The following is a 19,779-nucleotide window of genomic DNA, read 5'->3' as shown; positions in this document are numbered from 1 at the left end:
GGGCAGAAACTCCCCCTATTCAACTTATCGATACCAGAGACTCCATTATGAAATATAAAGTTGCAGCTATAGGTGCTGCTCTCCTTGCGCCGAGTCTGTTGTCTGTGGCCTTTCCGGCATGCAGCGAAGCGTTACCGGTAGCCAATCAACCTAATGCCATTAAAGCCGAAGATGGCGGCCTGTGGGAACGTTTTAAAGGCAATGTCTCGCTGACCTGGGATGCGCCGGGGCGTGAATTCTACCTACCGGTGCTGACATGGCATAACCGTTGGACCTACGACAAGGAAAAGACAGACTCGTATAACGAGAATCCGTGGGGCTTTGGCTTTGGCAAATATCGATACGATGAAGATAACGACTGGCACTCTCTGTATGCCATGGCTTTTATGGATTCACACAATAAAGTTGAGCCTATTATTGGTTATGGCTTTCAGAAGATGTGGATTCCAGGAGCAATGGACGGATGGCGTTTCGGCGCGGGCTTTACTCTCAGCGTCACTGCGCGCCATGAGTACTATTACATTCCGATGCCATTGCCTTTGCCGCTGGTTTCCGTCGAATATAATAAGCTTTCGCTGCAAGCCACCTACATTCCGGGGACTTATAATAATGGTAACGTATTGTTTGCCTGGCTTCGCTGGCAGTTCTAATCATATTTGATTATATGGAGATAATATTCCCTGCTGTGGCGTAATATCTCAAACCAATTTGCACCAGATCTCTTAATGGATAACTACGCCGTTATCAGGAATGATTCTCAAATAGCAGTGCACTCACTCGGTGCACTGATTTATTAGCTCGCACACTCGGCAAGATATTCTTTACTTCGCCTAAATTAACCCGAAATTAAGGCGGAAAATAGCCCCCCGCCGCCTCTAACGCCTTTTGCCTCTATCCACTCCGTCTTTCTTCGTCTCTATTTCTTATCCGCGTGACAAAGCGTTGAGGCGCATTCAGCACCGACTATTTATCGATTTCGCTCACAAAAAAGCCCGCTGATGAGCGGGCTTTACGTCAGGTTTCAAAACATTCGCACGGCAGACATGAGAAAATAAACCCAAACTGCCGGTTTCATCTTAAGCCTCGGCTTTTTTCCGTCGTGTCAGTATAAAACCGATCCACAGCACCCCAAGCCAAATAGGCATTAACTGCACGGAAATACGGATCCCTTCGGTCATGTACATAATCACCAGAATCAGGCTGAGGAACACCAGGCACAGATAATTACCGTACGGATACCACAAAGCCTTAAAACTTGGCTCTACGCCTTCACGCACTTTAGCGGCGCGGAATTTCAAATGCGCCAGGCAGATCATGACCCAGTTAATCACCAGCGTTGAGACCACCAGCGCCATCAATAAAGCAAATGCTTTTCCGGGCATGATGTAGTTAATTAATACGCCAGCGGAGGTAGCCAAAGCAGACAAAGCGATTGATAACACCGGTACGCCGCGCTTATTCACCTTGGTCAATATTTTAGGCGCATTGCCTTGCGTTGCCAGCCCAAATAACATGCGGCTATTACAATAAACTCCACTGTTATAGACCGAAAGGGCCGCAGTCAGTACCACCACGTTAAGAATAGTGGCAACCAAATTGCTGTCTAACGCATGGAAAATCATGACAAACGGGCTACCACCCTCAACCACTTTTATCCAGGGATACAGGGAAAGCAATACCGACAGAGAACCGATGTAGAAGATTAAAATCCGGTAAACCACCTGATTGGTCGCCTTAGGAATGCTACGACGCGGGTCTTCGGCTTCAGCGGCGGTAATACCGACCATTTCCAACCCGCCGAAAGAAAACATAATGACCGCCATCGCCATAATCAGGCCGCTGATACCATGTGGCATAAAGCCGCCATGTGCCCAAAGGTTGGTGACGGACGCCCCTGGCCCACCGGAACCCGAGGCCAGCAGATAAGCGCCAAATACAATCATTCCGATGATGGCGGCAACTTTGATAATGGCAAACCAGAACTCGGTTTCACCATACATTCGGACGTTGATTAAATTTATAGCGTTGATTACGACAAAAAATACTGCGGCAGAAACCCAAGTGGGGATTTCCGGCCACCAATATTGGATATAGATACCCACCGCCGTCAGCTCAGCCATGCCCACCAAAATGAACATTGCCCAATAATTCCAGCCTGACAGGAAGCCCGCAAAATCGCCCCAATATTTATAGGCAAAATGGCTAAATGAACCAGCAACCGGCTCTTCAACGACCATTTCACCCAGTTGACGCATAATCAAAAAGGCAATAATCCCGCCGATGGCATAGCCTAAAATAACCGAAGGTCCAGCCATTTGAATCGTTTGCGCGATGCCCAGAAACAGGCCGGTACCAATCGCGCCACCTAGCGCAATCAGCTGAATATGTCGGTTTTTTAACCCTCGTTTTAGGGTCGAATCTTGTAACTGCTCTTGCATTGTATCCTCTGCCGCAATTTCCTCCCGTTAAACGAGAAAATTGACTGTCCGTAAATGAAGCCGCGCGGCTTTTTAACATTTAAACCCGGTAGCATCAAGGATTAAGGCATTTCATTGCGGGGAAAATGGGGGTTTATCAGTCTGAAATTTGTGATAAACCCGGTGGCAAAATTCGTTATATCAATGCCATTGATGTTTGAGTATCAACCACGGCAAAGATGTGATTGATGCAATTAATTAAGGATAAAGCGATGGAATATTGCACAATCTACTCAGATTACGTGCACCTATCATTAATGTGGCAACATAAGACTGACGTCGAGTGACAACTTCAACGGCGACCCGATTATTTTTATAGCGGATGAGATAAGTTGAAGGCCAGCCTTGACGACGATCGCCATAGGACTGTTGGTGGCGATCAATCGCCGTATGAGCAATAACGAGGTGGGATAAATTCATATCCCCTTTAATAATACGTTTCATGATCAGCTCCATCGCAAAATGACTGGCTAAAATATGGATAACGCATACTACCCAGCCAGATTTTCTGGCGGATTTACTCGATAACTACATTAGGGCTTTCTCAGTATCCTGACTCAATAAAAAACAGATCATTGCCGCCCGTAATGGGCTGGTGCTTCGGGCTTGCCATTCCCCCTGGCTTGTGGCGATACGCGCCTGCCAGTGGTTATCGTCGCTATTTTCAGGAGAGTGAATGCCTATTTTATTGGCGCAGATAATCGGCCAGGCATCGGAGGGATTCTTGCAATAGTCTTTACCTTTCACACCGCCGTAAGGGTACCATTTGTCCGGATCTTCTCCCGTCAGCAGTGCAATATTTCGGTTCACTTCGGTGTCGCTTTCTTCATACCATTTAATCATCTAGGTTTACCCTTGGGCTGGAGTATTCCGGCTACATTAGGGGAAAAATAAGACACATTTATGACAATCAGCGTCGGTTTAAGATTAAAGCTAATAATGTATAAATGAAAGGAACAATAACGCTGAAGCAGCAATTTTTACCGCGAGGAGGATAATAGAAAAAGGAGTGAAACCAGCACATCGGGCAGGCACTGCAACCCGGTCACAGTGCCTTCACAGCATTAACGCTCAGGAATGAATCCTTTAAAATCCAGCACTTCTACCGTATCACCATCCGGTAAATCCTTGCCGTCGCCGGAGGTCTTACGCACTAACGTATTGAGTAACTCAATTTGTTGTTTTTGCTGTTCAGTGATTTCCTGAAGCAATCGAATTTGCTCATTGGCGCGAACGCTGGCTCGGCTTAAAAAGAACCAGACGACCAAAAAGAACACGACCACCAGCGATGAGAATCCAATTGAGGCGATATTCACTGCGCCCATACCTGTTTCGTACATTGACAACCCTATTACATGCGAGACTAGAACGCTATCTTATCACTGCGCCGCGCCCAATGGCGCGTTCAGAAAACAAACTAATACTGAAACGTAGCACACTTGTTCAGAGGAAAGACGGCAACGGGCAATAATTATGCCTCTGTTTTGCCAGATCGCGGTTCAACATTACCAAGGGACAATAGCGGTAATAGAACAAATACCATTAGAGAAATTACCGCCTTGATCGCAGTAACTGTCTAACGCTAATAGATAAAACAAGCAACAAACGGCTATCAGTATCACCGTTGCAACAAGTTTCTTAATGTTCACATCAGGCACCTTTTAATTATTTTGATAAATTATACTTCAGCCAGCCTCAACGGGTCATAGCCGAACGGTCATTCTCTATATCACTCTGCCTGCCCGGGCTACGGATGTTATTCCTCAGGTTAAACGCCTTGCCCTACTCCGCAAGTTTAGGATTTTTAGCGTAAACTGACCTTAATCTTTCAGCTAGAGTTGTGCTCAACCTTGTAACAGATTGAGTACATCTCAATTTATGGAGCTCTTTATGACCCTTTTCAGACTTGCACTCATTTTGCTGGTCGCTTACCTGGCACTGCTTTTTTCAGGCTATGGTGTCCTTATCGGCAGCGAAAAGAACGCTGCTGGATTAGGCCTACAGTGTAAGTACCTCACAGCCAGAAGTATTGTTACTGCACAATTCCTGAATGGCGATAATGGCTTTATCGGCATCACCGACTGCCCATTACTGAAAAAAACCACCTCGGTGATTGAGTAACTTGACTAACAGCCCGCATATACTGCGGGTTGTTTTTTCAGTTTTGGGTGAATTTCAGATCAATAAGGGCGATGGCTTTCTCAATTGCCCGTTTAGTCACCGGATCGGCACCTGCGGGATGAGTAGAGAAATCAATGGATTTGAGTTGATGAGACATCTTATCGCGCACTTCGGTAGGCGCGATAACGTCAATAACATCAAGGATTTGTTTGATGACTAACTGACAGGCAACCAGATCGGATACCAATTCTTGATCGTTTGTTAAAATCTCAGACACAATAAAATTCCTAATTTGCAGCTCAGTAGGCAAAGAATATCACGCTCGCAACAACTTTTCTTTATTCGGGGTGTCGTCATCAGAATAATCTGTATAGGTTTAACCACGGTTAACCTTTGAGATTGCTTGGAAATGGGATATTTGACGCAGCGTTTACCCCTGTGCGCGGTTTCTGAAAATCAATAGCATTGTAGCGAAATGAGCGTCTTAAACTGACGAGGAACCAAAAGGAAAGTATAAAAAAACCAGGCGCTAGATGAGCAGTTCGCCTGGTTCGAAGTAGACAATCATCACAGCAATCCTATTCTCACAGTTCATCACCTCCAACACGTTTGCCTTTATCCAAAATCATCACTGGCATCATGAGAAACACCGTAACACCAACTACCGCTATCAGAGTCATAATCACCGTTATCAACATGCGATCACCTCATCAATTTTGATTTTTTCTTACGGGAACGGACAAATTCCTCAGGGGGAATCCCCCACAAACGACACTACTCCTTTTACTCTCGCAGCTGATACATTTTTTACTTAATCGTGCCATTTAATCATATATGCTAATCAGGAAGGCGCCCTGATTTTGTCTTGTTGGATTTAACTTGTGTATACTGCATCACTACTTATCTTCGGAACAGACTAAATAATGCAACAAGAAAACCATCTCTCGTTAGTCTGCGCCCTCAGTAAATGGGTTGAAACTCACCTCGGTAGAGTCATCCACCTTGAGGAGCTGGCGGCTTACTCAGGCTATTCGCTGTGGCATATGCAAAAAATATTCAAGGAAGTGACCGGCATTTCTCTGGGTAAATACATCCGGGAAAGAAGATTGGCGGGCGCGGTTTATCAATTGAGAAGCAGTGACACTTCTATTTTTGATATTGCTTTGGATTTTGGTTTTGGTTCGCAGTCGCACTTTACCTATATGTTCAGGAAGCGTTACGGCATTACACCCTACGATTTTCGACAGAATGCCGACATTGATTTGAAAATCGCCCCGCCGCTGCACACCATCCATCAAAAACAGGCGTAATTTTCCCTGAGATGATATTAGCCCCGGCCCTCAGAAAGCGGCAGTGTGGCTCTGGCATCTAAACAGGGTTATTTGTTTTGGATATAACAGTTTTGGATATCTACAACTTTAGCTTCATTACGCTGGCGTTCCGTCATATAAGTCAGAGTAAACATCACACTGACGGCAATTAACGCCGCTGTTAATAATCCTACCAAGGCAATGACTTTATTATCATCAAATAAACTCTTATCCACACATCCTCCATTACTCAACAATTGCTCAAACTATCCATAAAATTACAGCCAAAGTTACAACCACTAATGCCGCAGAAGTCGCCAGCAACACGACCAGTGCAAACTGCGCATCACCTATTCCCCCCGTGTAATCACCCGCGGGGACAGAGTTTCGTTGTTTTTTCAAGAAAGCACCTACCGGTGTATTATTCACCAGCCATTTTTTATTTAAGTGGTAACGACCTCATTCATTTACCCGCGGGTGCTGACCACTTAATGGTCACAGATCCTGTCGTAGTCTAGGTGACAGATCAAGCCCCTGCCGGAACGAAATTCAGCGCATAATGGAACGCATTAATAACGGTAATATATTAACCCTCCATCACTCGCCGATTAAGTGCGAATGAGTTCCGCACTTTACGCCATTTTTTACAAGCTACTCTCGATAAATATTGGGAGAGTAACGTTGCATGAAAGTCTGCGGCTGACTCAGTGCCGTAAAACCGAATTGAGCATAAAGCCCATGGGTATCTGACGTAGCCAAAGTAAAACGGCGCAGCCCCTGCAAATCCGGATGAGAAAACACCTCACCGAGCAGCAGTTTACTATAACCCTGACCACGAAATTCAGGTAATACAAACACATCCACCAGATTAGCGAAGGTAGCACAATCGGTGATGACTCTAGCAAACGCCACTTGCCGTCCGCTCAGGTAACCGCCAAAGCAAAGCGAACCGCAAAGAGAACGTTCAACTTTTTCTCGCGAAATCCCCTGTGCCCAGAGACTCTGGCGGGACAGAAAATCATGAATAAGCTCGATATCCAGCACATTTTTATCCGTTGAGATCTGAAACATTCTGCGGTATTCCCATCGCTATGAACGTGAAACACTCAGGCTCTGAACGCCCCCAGAGGCTGTCGTTATAAGTGATTGTTGCTAAAGATAATATAGCAGCGAGAAGAACTATTGGGCTCTACACTGCGGTATCCTGGATTGAGTGCCGTGTATTTATATATTGATGGCGCCGGTCACCAAACCATAAACCGCGCCCGCTGCCGCGGCAATGGCGACGGCAAATAAAACCTTCTCAACGGCTGTAAATACCGGTTTATGCTGCTCTCTCTTGGCCAAAATAAACAACAAAGTGCCTGGTCCATAGATGACGGCCGACAGTAATACGTATTTCAGTCCACCGGCATACACCATCAAAATGGCGTACAACGTAGCTATGGCGGCAATCAAAAAGTCTTTTCTATGCTCTCTACTATCCTTTTCATAGGTTTCCCTGCGCCATGCCAGTTTTAAGCCATAGGCCGCAACCAACAGGTAAGGAATCAGCACCAGAGAACTGGTTAACTCTAAAGCTAGCTGGAACGCATATTCTGTGAATAGGGTGACAATTAAGAAAAATTGAATAAAAATATTCGACATCCACACCGCCGCAGAGGGCACACCATGCTTGTTTTCCGTGGCAAAGATTTTTGGCACAATATGACTTTTAGCCGCGGAATACAGCGCTTCGGCAGCCAGCAACGTCCACGAAAGATAAGCCCCCATCACCGAGATAATTAAACCGATACTAATAAAAATAGCGCCCCAGCGGCCAACAATATGCTCCAGCACGCCCGCCATTGATGGCTGCCTTAAACTGGCTAAATCGGGGCGCAGTAACACGCCGTATGACAGCATCGTGACCAAAACTAATAAACACAGTACCCCGATAAAACCAAGTACGGTGGCAATACCAACGTGCCTGCGTTCTTTGGCATAGCGCGAATAAACACTGGCGCCCTCTATCCCCACAAAAACAAATACCGTGACTAACATCGTGCTACGTATTTGAGTAAATAATGAGGTTGAAGACGCGTCTATTTCCGTGGCCGCATGGCCGACATAACCGTAATTATCCCAATGGTTGATATCTGCCGTCATCGACGGCACCGGCGCGCCCCAGAAATTCTGCATAAAAATATCGCTGTTAAAGGCGAAAATCAGTACCACAATAAAAATAAAGATAGGAACGACTTTAGCGAACGTCGCGATGGTATTAATGGTGGCGGCTTCTTTCACACCTCGCAGCACCATAAAATGAAAACTCCAGAGGATTAAGGAAGCAATCAACACCGCCGAAAGCGTATTACCGTCACCTAATAAAGGGAAAAAAGCCCCCAGCGTCGATTTTATCAGTACAAAATAGGACACGCTGCCAATACAGGCTCCAGCCCAAAAACCTATCGCGGAAGCAAATCCAGCGTAATCACCAAAACCTTTTTGCGCATAAATATACACGCCGGAATCCAGCTCAGGCTTACGCTGCGCCAATGTTTGAAACACAAAGGCCAGCGTTAACATCCCGCCACCGGCAATCACCCAGGCAATCATTGCCCCTAAACCGCCGGTAGCTCGGCCAAACGTCGCCGGAAGCGAAAAAATACCGGCCCCGATCATTGATCCTACTACCAAAGACGTTAACGACCACAGAGATAGCTTTTTAATTGACGAAGCTGACATATAGGTATACCTGCATTAAGGCTGGCTAACGTAATAGACAGAACTCTTATCATTAACTATATCAGTAACGTCGGAGAGCGCACGAAGCTACCCCACAACTTACTTATCAGCTGAGAGCGCCCTAGGCATAGTGGCAATCAGAAAGTCCAAAAATACGCGCACCGATAACAGCATTCCACGTCGGGTAGGAAAAACGGCATGCACCACTAGCGGATTTGAAGCCCATTGCGGTAACACGCGCACCAAAGCTCCGCTGGCAATCTCTTTTTGGCAGGCGATGTCCGGCACAGAAGCAATGCCCAATCCCTGACAAACGGCTTGCAGCATGACGCTCCACTCCATGCACATTAGCCGGGGCTGAATCTGAATATTCTCCAACTTGTCATCCGGGCCAATGAGCGGCCATTGTTGTACCGACTCTGAATCAATCAGGCTTAGAGTCTGGTGTTTAATCAGGTCTTCTGGTGCCATCAAAGCACCGGCCTGAGCAAGATAATCAGGTGAGGCGACCAGAATACGCTGGCTGTGACCCAGTACGCGTGAGACCAATCCTTCGTCCATTTGCGATGCAGCGCGCAGGCGAATTAATACATCCAGATTATCGCTGATGGGATCGAAACGTTGATCTGAAGTGACCAATTGCACCCTAACCTTGGGGTATTGCTGCAGAAAATCGGATAGATAAGGCGCTAGCAGAAGTCTTGCAGCCAGCGGCGGGCAACTGACCCGTACCAGCCCCGCGACCTCGGCCCGCGAATTGGAAACAACGCCTTGCACCACTTCAGCCTCTGCGACCAAGGCCTTGCAGTTTTCCAGAATGTTTTGCCCAATTTCGGTTAACTGCACCTGTCTGGTTGTGCGTTGAAACAACAATACGCCAAGATTCTTTTCTAGCGTTAACACACGTGCGCTGAGTCTGGATTTGGAAATCCCCAAAGCGCGACTGGCGGCGCTAAAACCGCCAAATTCAGCGACACAGGTGAAGTAATACAGATCGTTCAAATCCAGATTCATCAGTTTCTGCATTGCATTATCCTAAAAATCGAGACAGTCCTTCCTATTTACCCCTCTTCTGCCGCGATTAGCCAGCAAATATACTCATTTACCATAAAAAACCTCGTCGCAGTCGAAAGGAGAGCGCTATGGAAGCGGTTATGATTGATTCATTTTCTGACACACCCAAACTAGCCACGCTAGATAAACCCACTCCAGCCCCAGGTGAAATTCTGCTGCGAATGGTAGCCGCTAGTCTCAATCCCATCGATTGGCGCATTGCTACAGGGTTTTTGGATGGCAAAAAGCCCCATCATTTTCCGCTGATTTTAGGTGCGGAAGGCTCGGGTATTGTTGAAGCCGTTGGCGAAGGCGTGACAAAATTTTTGGTTGGTGATGCGGTTATCGGCAACTTTTTACATCATCAAATTGGTCACGGGAGTTTCGCTGAATACCAGGTCATTCAGGAAGATGCGATGTTATTGCGGGTTAATAATCTGATCGATCTGGTTCAAGCTTCAGCATTACCTATTGCCGCAATGACCGCCTGGCAGGCCGTTAACACATTGAATCTTCCCTCCGGTAGCCGCGTGCTTCTGGTCGGTGCCAGCGGTGGAGTTGGCACGTTTACAGTTCAGTTTGCCGCTCAGGTCGGTTACAAAGTCATTGCTGTTGCCGCTACAGAGGCAACGACTTTGTTGCATAAACTCGGTGCCTGCAATGTTATCGATCGCCATAAGAGTTCGGTTAACACCCAAGTTTTACTGCGCTATACCAACGGAATTGACGGAATTATCGATCTTGTAAACCCTCCAGATGCCTTTGCTCAGCTGCTTCCTCTGCTAAAGCCGCAGGGTACCGCTATCAGTACCATAGGTTCCGCGTCACTCAAGATGTCCCAGCATATTCGCCTGGTGAATCTAGAGATGAAACCCGAACTATCGGACCTGCGCCTGCTAATGGAAAAACTGGCGAACAACACGCTGCAGGTCGTGGTCGACCGAACTATTGGCTTAGAGCAGGTGCCCGCCGCGTTGGAGCAAATACGCCAAGGTGGCATACGTGGAAAGATTCTGATCAGATATTGATGACCTAGGAATAACACTATGAATATTCATGCAGCCGTTAGCGTTGAGAGTAACCCTTTGCTCCAGATCCGCCAATTAAGGTTGGAGGAACCGCGAGAGAATGAGGTTCTGGTAAAAATTATTGCAACGGGCCTGTGCCATACCGACATTGCATCGCACCAACAAGTGATCAATGTACCTCTGCCTGCGGTTTTAGGTCATGAAGGTGCTGGCATTGTTGAACGCGTCGGTTCTGGTGTTAAGCATATCCAACCGGGCGATCACGTCGTGCTTTCGCTTGCTTCCTGCGGAGAATGTGAAAAATGCCATATCGGTTTACCGACCTATTGCCGTGAACATTGGCCACTTAACTGGCACGCCAGTCGCAGCGATAAATCGGTTTCGCTACAAGACCCCACGAGTGGCGAAGCCATTCATAGCCATTTTTTCGGCCAATCGTCTTTTGCCAATTATGCCACGGTAAATGTCCGCAGCGTGGTGCCCGTGGATAAAACCATTCCTCTGGAATATTTGGGGCCGCTGGCGTGCGGGATGATGACCGGCGCCGGTGCCGTCTTAAATAGCCTGAAACCTGAGGCGGGTTCCTCGATAGCTATTTTCGGGATGGAAGCCGTTGGGCTTGCCGCTATCATGGCCGCAGTTTTAGCGGGCTGTACCACAATTATCGCCGTGGATATCAAAGCCAATCGGTTGACGCTGGCAAAAAGCCTGGGCGCCACTCACAGTATCGATTCCTCAAAGGATCGCACGCGAAATAGCCTCCCAATGCTGCTTCAAGAACTAACCGATGGCCGAGGAGTGGACTACGTGGTGGAGGCCGCAGGTAGCCCGGCAGTGATGGAAAGCGCAATTGCGGCTCTGGCAGAGAACGGCCAATGCGTCCTGACCGGCGTGGTCGCACCAAATGCCACTTTACCATTAAATATTATGCACTTACTACGTGGCCGTTTGGTTCGAGGTTCCATTATGGGTGATGCCGCACCGATATCATTCATTCCGCGATTGGCTAGCCTATTTCAGCAGGGACGCTTTCCTGTCGACAAATTGGTACGTTTTTACGCCCTGGATCAAATTAATCAGGCCATGGCTGACTCTCAGTCTGGCAGCACAATTAAAGCCGTAATAAAAATGCAGCATCTGGCTGTCTAAACAAAATAGTGGGGTTTCTCATGAGCAAGCTAATAAAATGTTTATTGATCTTCACCGCAATATCAGCCAGTTCTACCGCCCTGGCCGCACAACAACTGTCAGATCATATTATAAGTAAAGAGGGTAAATACTATCTGCTCCCAGGCTATAGCACTGAAGATGTTGCCATATTCTTTTGGCAAAGCCTGAATCGTTGGTCAGAAAATCCGGATAACGTCGCAAAATATTTTACGCCCGCCGGAGAGTTCGAATTGGTTTATGCGCCGGTGGATGATTTCCCAATATTTTCGCGAGGTTCAAGAGGCCGCGAAGCGATGACGGCCTATTTCACTAAAATAAGTGCCTATCTGGAGGACTTACGTTATTCCAAACCTCAAACCTGGACCCAATTAGCGACAGATAAACCTGGAGTCTACGTGTTCGAATACAGCAGTTCAGGTTTTATTCGTTCCGCTACATCTGAAGATAAAAAATCGAAAAACCATAAAAAGCCTTATCACCAGAACTTTATCAGTATTGTGACGGTTTCACCCGACGGTCAGTTAAAAAACGTCAAAGAATATTGGGATCCCTACGTTGCTCTACGCGATTTCCATATGATAGATAAAGCGCAGCCCCAGTCTTAAGTTAGCTAAGAATCAGCATTACGACTTATCGAACAAATAAGGCTGTCGATATAGTAGCTGCATTTCCCCCCAATGCCGACGGGATCACTTACCGTATATAACCTTTCGATTCTGATGAGGCGCAAAGGTTATCGTTTTGATCCCTGTCGGCACGATCATTACGCCAAAAACATATTTCGGATACTCAACCGATTTACCCTAACTAACTGACAATGCTTTCGTGAGATAATAGCGATGATGGGTATCCAGATAATTATTTAACGCCATTTGTAGCTGATAGCCCTGTTTTTCGTAGAATGGTCGCGCCTGGAAGCTAAAAGTATCAACCTGAGAAAACTGACAACCTCGTTTAACCGCTTCTTCTTCAGCCATTTGAATCAATCTGGTGCCCATCCCAGAGTGCCTCACACTATCGGAGACCCACAGCATTTCAATATTTAGCCATAGGCCTAAGGTATAACCGGTCAGCCCGCCCTGGTTTTTGCCATTGTCATCAGTAATAAATACCGCCAAGGGATTTCTGCGTTGCGCACCAACAAAACGTCGATTAAAAACTCTCAAACCGTCACTAATAGCCTCAATATCTTCAGGTTTTGGTGCATCGGTTAATTCTAGTTTCATTATTCAGCTCCTGATCATTGGGCATTAACAATACTCAATAGCCGGAAGAATCTGCAACGGATAAAAATGAGCCAATGCGTGACGATAGTCATCTAATTTGCACTTTATGGTAATTAATAGTTTCGCCGACAAAATTTAATCACATCAGGTGACTTTTAATAGGCTAATAGCTTGACAACTAAAACAATCTAAAAATGCTATATGTAGTTTATTTAAAAAAAGAACCGGCATTCTTCATCTATTATTAGTAGATGTGAAAAATAGTAGATCTGAAAGACGACAGGAGGCCAATAATGAATCGCCTAACACCCTATACCATTAAAACCGTCAGCCGAGAAAATCGCCCTATATTTGAACATGTAAATAATGAGCTGGGTTTTATTCCCAATTTATTTGGCGTTTTGGCTCATGCGCCCAAGGTATTGAATGCTTATACAAAAATGTCGGCTGTCAACGGCAGCGCAGACCTTAATCAAAGCGAACGCGAAGTGGTTAAATTAGCTTCAGCTACGGCTCATGAATGCCATTTTTGCGTGGCTGGCCACTGCGCGGTTATTGATAGAAACGATTTGCTTGCCCCAGATATTGCTCAAGCTTTACGTCAGGGCGATAATTTAGCCGATGATCGTTTAAACGCGATTGCCGCATTTACGCGGGCCATTATACGTAGCCAAGGAAATGTCTCTGAACCTGAATACCAGGCATTTTTACAAGCCGGATACAATATGGAGAATGCGTTGGAAGTCATTTTCGGCGTAAGCCTGGCAACGTTGGCTAATTTTGCCAATAACTTAGCCCAGCCGCCGTTAAACGTAGAGCTTGAGCCTTACAGTTGGGCGGGAAGCAAATAAGAACTTCCTATTCTATTTATTATTTTTTGCAGTTTAGATTAATGATTCCATCGCGTAACCACCACGATAATATCGGGTTACGCGGCAGTATTACCCAGTTCTTTTTTTGTCTGCCCGGCTAGCATATCCAACTCCACGCTTTCCGTCTAACCTGCCATCTGTGGGAACCGATGCTATTAATAATCATTTAAATTTATTATGCTGCGAACTGGTAATGAGCCATTTATTCACTAACTCACCCATTTGTCTCTCTCCGACTTTAAGGAAGCATTGATGCTCCGCCGTTTTTTCGCTTACTACACGCCGTATAAAGGGCTTTTCCTCCTCGATTTTGGTTGTGCCATTCTGGCTGGTTTGCTGGAGTTAGGCTTCCCTATGGCAGTCAAAACCTTCATTGATAAACTGCTTCCGGACCAGAACTGGTCATTGATTCTATGGGCCGCAGCCGGCTTACTCTTAATTTATTTGTTGAATACTGCTTTGATGGCCGTCGTAAACTATTGGGGTCATGCGCTTGGCGTTGGTATAGAAACCGATATGCGCCGACAAGCGTTTAGCCACCTGCAAAAACTGTCTTTCCGCTATTATGACAATACAAAAACTGGCCATATCATTACCCATGTCACTAAAGATTTAGAAGAAGTCGGTGAAATAGCGCACCACGGCCCGGAAGATTTGTTTATCGCAATCATGACCTTTATCGGGGCCTTTATCCTGATGGCCATGGTGCATCTGCCTCTGGCCCTCATCACCATTGTTATCGTGCCCTGTATGACTTATATGGTCAGCCGCTATGGTTCGCAAATGACTGATACATGGAGAAAACTATTTGGTCAGGTAGGCAATTTTAATGCGCGAATCGGAGAAAGCATCGGAGGAATTCGCGTAGTGAAGGCTTTTGCAAATGAGTCTCACGAAAAGAAACTGTTTGCTAAAGATAACGAAAACTACCGTACCACCAAGCTACGTGCTTACCGCATTATGACCACCAGCATGACGCTCAGCTATCTGAGTACCCGTTTGGTTCAGTTGATCGTGATGGTTTTCGGCACCTGGTACGTCATTCAGGGGCAATTGAGCTACGGCGGTTTCGTCGGATTCTTGTTACTAGTGGAAGTCTTCTTCCGGCCGGTGGCTAAAATCACCTCGGTATTAGAAAGCTATCCGAAAGGGATTGCCGGTTTTAAACGTTTTACCCAGTTGATTGATACTGCACCAGACATTCAGGACAGCCCAGATGCACAGCAGGTTGGCCATTTAAAAGGTGATATTTGTTATAACAATGTCACTTTCGGTTATACGCCACAAAGCCCTATCTTTACCGGCTTGAATCTGCGTATTCGCGCAGGAGAAACCGTGGCTTTCGTTGGGCCGTCTGGCGCAGGTAAAACGACCCTATGCTCTCTGCTGCCACGTTTCTACGAGATAGATTCGGGTTTGATAACCATTGATGGTATTGATATCCAAACTATGACGCAGCAATCCTTGCGTCATAACATTGGTATTGTTCAACAAGATGTCTTCCTGTTTGGCGGAACCATTCGAGAAAACATTGCCTACGGCAAACTGGATGCCAGCGATGACGAAATCATGCTCGCGGCCCAACAGGCCAAACTGGATGAACTCATCAACGCCCTGCCCGATGGACTGGACACGCGGGTAGGTGAACGCGGCGTCAAGCTGTCAGGCGGCCAAAAACAGCGTCTTTCCATTGCGCGAATCTTCCTAAAAAATCCGCCGATTCTGATTTTGGATGAAGCAACTTCTGCCCTGGATACCGCCACCGAACAGGCGATTCAGCAGGCGCTGATTGAGCTATCTCGTGGTCGTACCACGTTAGTGATTGCCCACCGTCTGGCCACCATTCAAAACGCCGACCGAATCATCGTGGTAGATAAGGAAGGTATTGTTGAACAAGGCAATCATCAGGAGCTTTTAGGACAGCAAGGCGCCTATGCCCGATTGTACAATGCGCAATTTAACGCGGCCTGATCCCCTAAATACCACCTGCGGTAGATGGCGGATGGTAAACTGGAGGAAAATTCGACCAAAACCATTCCATCGCGGGCTTAAATAGGGTAAAAGGACGCCATGAAAATTCCAAAACGAATCCAACCCTTGGTTGATGACGGCTTGGTTGATGAAGTCATCCGCCGTTTGAAAAGTGGTAAAGAAGCCGACGTCTATGTCGTTCGCTGCGGCTCCGATATTCGCTGCGCCAAAGTTTATAAAGAAGCCGAAAACCGTAGCTTCAAGCAGGCCGTACAGTATCAGGAAGGTCGCAAAGTCAGAAACAGTCGCGATGCCAGAGCGATGGCGAAAGGCTCGAAGTTTGGCCGTAAGCAGCAAGAGGAAACCTGGCAAACCGCCGAGGTTGACGCTCTGTATGTGTTAGCCAACGCCGGCGTGCGCGTTCCTCAGCCCTATGCCTGTCTAGACGGCGTATTGTTGATGGAGTTGGTAACCGATGAAAACGGCTCGGCCGCACCGCGTCTGAGCGATGTTCCTCTCACGCCGGAGCAGGCGGTGCACGATCACGCCTTGATCATTCAATCCGTGGTCCGCATGCTGTGCGCCGGGTTAGTTCATGGCGATTTGTCTGAATTCAACGTGTTAATGGATGCGGAAGGCCCGGTGATCATCGATCTACCGCAAGTCGTTAACGCCGCTGCCAATAACCATGCCAAATCCATGCTGGAACGAGATGTAGCCAACATGACCAACTATTACGGCCAGTATGCGCCTGAGTTATTAGGGCGAAAATATGCCAAAGAAATGTGGGCGCTGTATGAAGATGGCAAACTTCGTCCTGACACTCAGCTAACCGGAGTGTTTGCAGAAAGTACTCAGGCAGCGGATGTCGAGTCAGTGCTGGAAGAAATTAAAGCGGTCATTGCAGAAGAGCAGGAACGTCTGCGCGCCGCTCAGGATCCTGATTAATACCACGGGCAGAGCACTCCCTGTTGCTCTGCCATTTATTTCCCTCAAACCGATATTTTCTCTCCGCCTGACGCAACGCCAGTTTCGCATTTTCAGTTCGCCTCAGAGCGACACGGCCTCCACACGATTTTTACCCGCCTGTTTTGCCCGATACAACGCTTTATCTGCAATATCCGACATATCGCTGGCGGATAATCCCTCTTTCTTCGGAACCATCGTCGCCACGCCGATGCTGATCGTCACCTTACCTTTGGGCGACATCGCATGAGGAATATCCAACCGCTCAATAGAATCGCGCATCCGTTCAGCAACCAGAAGCGCTTCGTCATGGTTGCTTGGTGATAGCAGAACAATGAACTCCTCCCCGCCGTAACGCGCAATCATATCGGTATTTTCTCTGATGAAAGAAGACAAGGTCTCCACCACCAGTTTTAAACAAATATCCCCGCGAGCATGACCATACTGATCGTTAAAGCTTTTGAAGTTATCAAAATCGATCATTAATATGGAAAGAGACTCTTCGGATACCTGACTGACCTTCCAGGTTTGATGGTAAACCTCATCGAAATGACGACGGTTGGAAACGCCGGTCAGCACATCCGTCTGCGCTAAGGCTTTTAAAATTGATTCAGACTGCTTCAGTTCAGTTATATCGAAAAACGAGCCATACCACATCGTCGATCCGTCATCATGACGAGTAGGAAAAGATTCGCCGTGAAGCCAGCGCATTCCTTTATCCGGCAATATGACTCTAAAATCACAGCGCCAAACCGATAAATCACGGCGTGAAACCATGACTTCTTCTTGCAGCATGGCCATATCTTCAGGATGAATCAGCGAGAATATCGGATTATCTTGTTTCGGAATATTCGTCACCTGTTCTGGGGACAACCCGAATATTTTATGGATACCGTCACTACAATACTTAAAATAAGACTCTCCCGCTTCACTGAGATGATAGGCATAAATCATCGCTGGGATGTTTCGCGTCAACTTGTCCATTATTCTTTTGCTGTTTTCCAGCTTTATCAATAGCTCTTTACGCTCGGAAATGTCTGAGATCAGGCTGACATAACCAATGGGCTCTTTATACTCATTATTAATAACGTGTATGCTTAAATCGCCCCAAAAAGCATCACCGTCTTTGCGTCGATAAAGCCATTCGCTTGATTCAGGTTGGTTCTTCAACAGATTTTTTACGCAGCTTTGCTCGGCTTTGTTGGAGTCGACATAGATAACCTCCGTCGCTAATTTTCCTAAAACTTCTTCCTTTTCATAGCCAAACATCTTTTCTGCGCCAGCGTTGAAAATCTGGATACGATTATCCAGATCGGTCGTGATAATCGCTACCTGAGTTGCAGCATTAAGCAGTGATTCCAAATGCAGATTAATCAGTTGATCATTACCGGCATGTTTATGAGATCGATCACTTTTACGATAGTTGCCCGCTAATCTCCTGGCGAAGAGCCGCAGGCTATTTCGGTAAAAATAACGTAAACTCATAAAATTAACTCACCTATATTTAAAGATGTAAATAAAACAATAACGTTTCATTAAGTTTATTAATGATAATTACTGTAAATGATAGCATAGGTGACTGTTTTTTTATAGAACCCAAAGGGATGCTGAGAACAAGGTAAGTTGTGAGAAATAATAGAATTGTTTTTACCTATAAATATGATAGCTATAATCAATATGTTACACCCAAGCTAATGCCTTACTTTTTAAATGGTCTAACGTAACCTATTCTTCCATCGCCATTATTACTACACTTTGTTTAAATAAGTATTGTTGAGAAATTTTTAGTATTAATTACAGCATTAAACATTACAGTAGTGATATATTTCGTAAATCCAACATTATTAACTTTAACAACCGTTACTCTCAATTTAAAAAAAGGGCTATCCGTCATATTAAAGTAGATTAGCCCATAGATTCTAAGCGCCTTTCTGAACAGTCTTGTGTATTAATTCGGTATTATTGATTAAATCGAACGGCAATGTGATCGGACATATAAGTCATCATCGCAGCTATAAGCGGGACGGCAAACAGCCTAACCGTACCGGTTGCAGCCCCCAGCACGGCGTAATCCAGCGTATTCCCCCCCTGATGCGTTGGCACATTGGGATCAACAACGTGGTAAGTATTCAGCATCGTAGTGCCAGGCAATGACAAGCTGGCGCGTAAACTATCCGGCGATTGGTTAAAATCCCCCATGAGTATCCAAGTTGCCTCCGCACGCCGCGGTAATACGCTGTTAGCCATATAGTTATCAATGAATTGCACAATCATCGCAGCCTCATTATGTTGATGCGCTCCAGCGTGAAGGCTAAAAAAATAGTCATTACCGATTCGAATGCCTAATGTTGGCCGTGCATTAGGCCCGGTTTCCAACGGAGGAATAATAAGGACTTCATCCGCCCGAATCCGCGAGGCAATAGCAATATTAACCCGATGCGCGTTGGTATCATGATCTATATGATAGATATAAATATTTCCGCCACGTCGTCCGCCGGGTTGCCAGAGCGATTCTTCAACGTCGGAGATCACACCACGCCGTTGTGGATTGACTCTATTTGGTGCCCCGCCGGCGATTCGTTGTAAATCAATGCCTCCTGGGGTTCCCGGACTGGGATAAGGGCATGCGGAAGGCGGTCTGGCCCCCGCCTCCTGAATGGCAACAACCTGGATATTTTCACGCAAAAACATATTGGCAATGCCGCTAACCCATTTAGAATTACTGGCCGCGCCGCTGCCCGCGCCTTGAATATTCCAGGTCGCTAATTGGTAGTCTGTCACTGAGGCTGATAATAACGTTGACCAATACAAGCCTCCAAACACAAACATCCTAGATAAAACACTCTTCATTATTCACT

General features: G+C 46.4%; 22 protein-coding genes. 9 read left to right on the top strand and 13 right to left on the bottom strand.

What is annotated here, in order from left to right; all coding sequences use genetic code 11:
* The first annotated feature begins 47 nt into the window (after positions 1-47).
* The gene (pagP, locus tag PL78_RS18555) at positions 48-650 is read left to right on the top strand and encodes a lipid IV(A) palmitoyltransferase PagP (protein ID WP_084414363.1); all 603 of its coding nucleotides are present in this window, start codon (positions 48-50) and stop codon (positions 648-650) included.
* A gap of 426 nt (positions 651-1,076) precedes the next feature.
* Here the strand turns inward: pagP and PL78_RS18550 are convergent, their stop codons facing one another.
* From PL78_RS18550 to mgrB, 5 genes are all read right to left on the bottom strand, one after another.
* Positions 1,077-2,438, bottom strand: coding sequence for an amino acid permease (locus tag PL78_RS18550; RefSeq protein ID WP_064517937.1), 1,362 nt, complete (start codon positions 2,436-2,438; stop codon positions 1,077-1,079).
* Positions 2,439-2,675: 237 nt separating this feature from the next.
* Positions 2,676-2,921, bottom strand: a complete 246-nt coding sequence (locus PL78_RS18545; RefSeq protein ID WP_064517935.1) for a DUF4060 family protein — start codon at positions 2,919-2,921, stop codon at positions 2,676-2,678.
* 84 nt (positions 2,922-3,005) lie between these two features.
* Positions 3,006-3,320 carry a phage protein NinX family protein gene (locus PL78_RS18540; protein WP_064517933.1) on the bottom strand — a complete coding sequence of 105 codons (315 nt, stop codon included), beginning with the start codon at positions 3,318-3,320 and terminating at the stop codon, positions 3,006-3,008.
* A 221-nt stretch (positions 3,321-3,541) separates the two neighbouring features.
* Complete coding sequence (locus PL78_RS18535; RefSeq protein ID WP_064517931.1) at positions 3,542-3,817, bottom strand: YebO family protein; 276 nt, start codon at positions 3,815-3,817, stop codon at positions 3,542-3,544.
* A gap of 165 nt (positions 3,818-3,982) precedes the next feature.
* The gene (gene mgrB / locus PL78_RS19815; protein WP_071925617.1) at positions 3,983-4,126 is read right to left on the bottom strand and encodes a PhoP/PhoQ regulatory lipoprotein MgrB; all 144 of its coding nucleotides are present in this window, start codon (positions 4,124-4,126) and stop codon (positions 3,983-3,985) included.
* Positions 4,127-4,367: 241 nt separating this feature from the next.
* Between mgrB and PL78_RS18530 the strand changes: the two genes are divergently transcribed.
* On the top strand, positions 4,368-4,598 hold the full coding sequence (locus PL78_RS18530; protein WP_049600433.1) for a YobH family protein: 231 nt from the start codon (positions 4,368-4,370) through the stop codon (positions 4,596-4,598).
* Between the two features lie 37 nt (positions 4,599-4,635).
* On the opposite strand, the gene PL78_RS18525 is transcribed toward PL78_RS18530, so the two are convergent.
* Positions 4,636-4,875 carry a DUF2766 family protein gene (locus PL78_RS18525; protein ID WP_049600431.1) on the bottom strand — a complete coding sequence of 80 codons (240 nt, stop codon included), beginning with the start codon at positions 4,873-4,875 and terminating at the stop codon, positions 4,636-4,638.
* A gap of 646 nt (positions 4,876-5,521) precedes the next feature.
* Between PL78_RS18525 and PL78_RS18520 the strand changes: the two genes are divergently transcribed.
* On the top strand, positions 5,522-5,908 hold the full coding sequence (locus tag PL78_RS18520; protein ID WP_064517929.1) for a helix-turn-helix domain-containing protein: 387 nt from the start codon (positions 5,522-5,524) through the stop codon (positions 5,906-5,908).
* Positions 5,909-5,976: 68 nt separating this feature from the next.
* On the opposite strand, the gene PL78_RS20610 is transcribed toward PL78_RS18520, so the two are convergent.
* The 4 genes from PL78_RS20610 to PL78_RS18505 all read right to left on the bottom strand — a co-directional run bounded on the left by PL78_RS20610 (position 5,977) and on the right by PL78_RS18505 (position 9,661).
* Positions 5,977-6,144 carry a hypothetical protein gene (locus PL78_RS20610; RefSeq protein WP_049600422.1) on the bottom strand — a complete coding sequence of 56 codons (168 nt, stop codon included), beginning with the start codon at positions 6,142-6,144 and terminating at the stop codon, positions 5,977-5,979.
* Positions 6,145-6,559: 415 nt separating this feature from the next.
* Complete coding sequence (locus PL78_RS18515) at positions 6,560-6,979, bottom strand: GNAT family N-acetyltransferase (RefSeq protein WP_064517927.1); 420 nt, start codon at positions 6,977-6,979, stop codon at positions 6,560-6,562.
* 153 nt (positions 6,980-7,132) lie between these two features.
* The gene (locus PL78_RS18510; protein WP_064517925.1) at positions 7,133-8,635 is read right to left on the bottom strand and encodes a basic amino acid/polyamine antiporter; all 1,503 of its coding nucleotides are present in this window, start codon (positions 8,633-8,635) and stop codon (positions 7,133-7,135) included.
* Positions 8,636-8,734: 99 nt separating this feature from the next.
* Positions 8,735-9,661 carry a LysR family transcriptional regulator gene (locus tag PL78_RS18505; RefSeq protein ID WP_064517923.1) on the bottom strand — a complete coding sequence of 309 codons (927 nt, stop codon included), beginning with the start codon at positions 9,659-9,661 and terminating at the stop codon, positions 8,735-8,737.
* A gap of 116 nt (positions 9,662-9,777) precedes the next feature.
* Here PL78_RS18505 and PL78_RS18500 point away from each other — a divergent pair, with 116 nt between their 5' ends.
* From PL78_RS18500 to PL78_RS18490, 3 genes are read left to right on the top strand one after another with little or no spacing between them, the layout of a single operon-like run.
* Entirely contained in the window at positions 9,778-10,716 is a 939-nt protein-coding gene (locus tag PL78_RS18500) for an NADP-dependent oxidoreductase (RefSeq protein WP_064517921.1), read from the top strand.
* A gap of 18 nt (positions 10,717-10,734) precedes the next feature.
* Positions 10,735-11,865, top strand: a complete 1,131-nt coding sequence (locus PL78_RS18495) for an NAD(P)-dependent alcohol dehydrogenase (protein ID WP_064517918.1) — start codon at positions 10,735-10,737, stop codon at positions 11,863-11,865.
* 20 nt (positions 11,866-11,885) lie between these two features.
* Positions 11,886-12,491, top strand: a complete 606-nt coding sequence (locus PL78_RS18490; protein WP_064517916.1) for a nuclear transport factor 2 family protein — start codon at positions 11,886-11,888, stop codon at positions 12,489-12,491.
* A gap of 198 nt (positions 12,492-12,689) precedes the next feature.
* Here the strand turns inward: PL78_RS18490 and PL78_RS18485 are convergent, their stop codons facing one another.
* Entirely contained in the window at positions 12,690-13,112 is a 423-nt protein-coding gene (locus PL78_RS18485; RefSeq protein WP_064517914.1) for a GNAT family N-acetyltransferase, read from the bottom strand.
* Between the two features lie 293 nt (positions 13,113-13,405).
* Between PL78_RS18485 and PL78_RS18480 the strand changes: the two genes are divergently transcribed.
* From PL78_RS18480 to PL78_RS18470, 3 genes are all read left to right on the top strand, one after another.
* Positions 13,406-13,963 (top strand): carboxymuconolactone decarboxylase family protein, encoded by a 558-nt coding sequence (locus PL78_RS18480; protein WP_064517912.1) that lies wholly within the window; start codon positions 13,406-13,408, stop codon positions 13,961-13,963.
* A gap of 273 nt (positions 13,964-14,236) precedes the next feature.
* The gene (locus PL78_RS18475; protein WP_064517910.1) at positions 14,237-15,955 is read left to right on the top strand and encodes an ABC transporter ATP-binding protein; all 1,719 of its coding nucleotides are present in this window, start codon (positions 14,237-14,239) and stop codon (positions 15,953-15,955) included.
* A 99-nt stretch (positions 15,956-16,054) separates the two neighbouring features.
* Entirely contained in the window at positions 16,055-16,903 is an 849-nt protein-coding gene (locus PL78_RS18470) for a PA4780 family RIO1-like protein kinase (RefSeq protein WP_064517908.1), read from the top strand.
* 102 nt (positions 16,904-17,005) lie between these two features.
* Here PL78_RS18470 and PL78_RS18465 read toward each other — a convergent pair whose 3' ends face one another.
* Positions 17,006-18,406, bottom strand: a complete 1,401-nt coding sequence (locus PL78_RS18465; RefSeq protein ID WP_064517906.1) for a sensor domain-containing diguanylate cyclase — start codon at positions 18,404-18,406, stop codon at positions 17,006-17,008.
* A 474-nt stretch (positions 18,407-18,880) separates the two neighbouring features.
* Positions 18,881-19,771 (bottom strand): cytolethal distending toxin subunit B family protein, encoded by an 891-nt coding sequence (locus PL78_RS18460; RefSeq protein ID WP_064517904.1) that lies wholly within the window; start codon positions 19,769-19,771, stop codon positions 18,881-18,883.
* Positions 19,772-19,779: the final 8 nt, after the last annotated feature.

The sequence above is a fragment of the Yersinia entomophaga genome, from assembly GCF_001656035.1.
GTDB lineage: Bacteria > Pseudomonadota > Gammaproteobacteria > Enterobacterales > Enterobacteriaceae > Yersinia > Yersinia entomophaga.
Note: the sequence above shows the minus strand (reverse complement) of the source record. Positions and strands in the feature narration are given on the sequence as shown.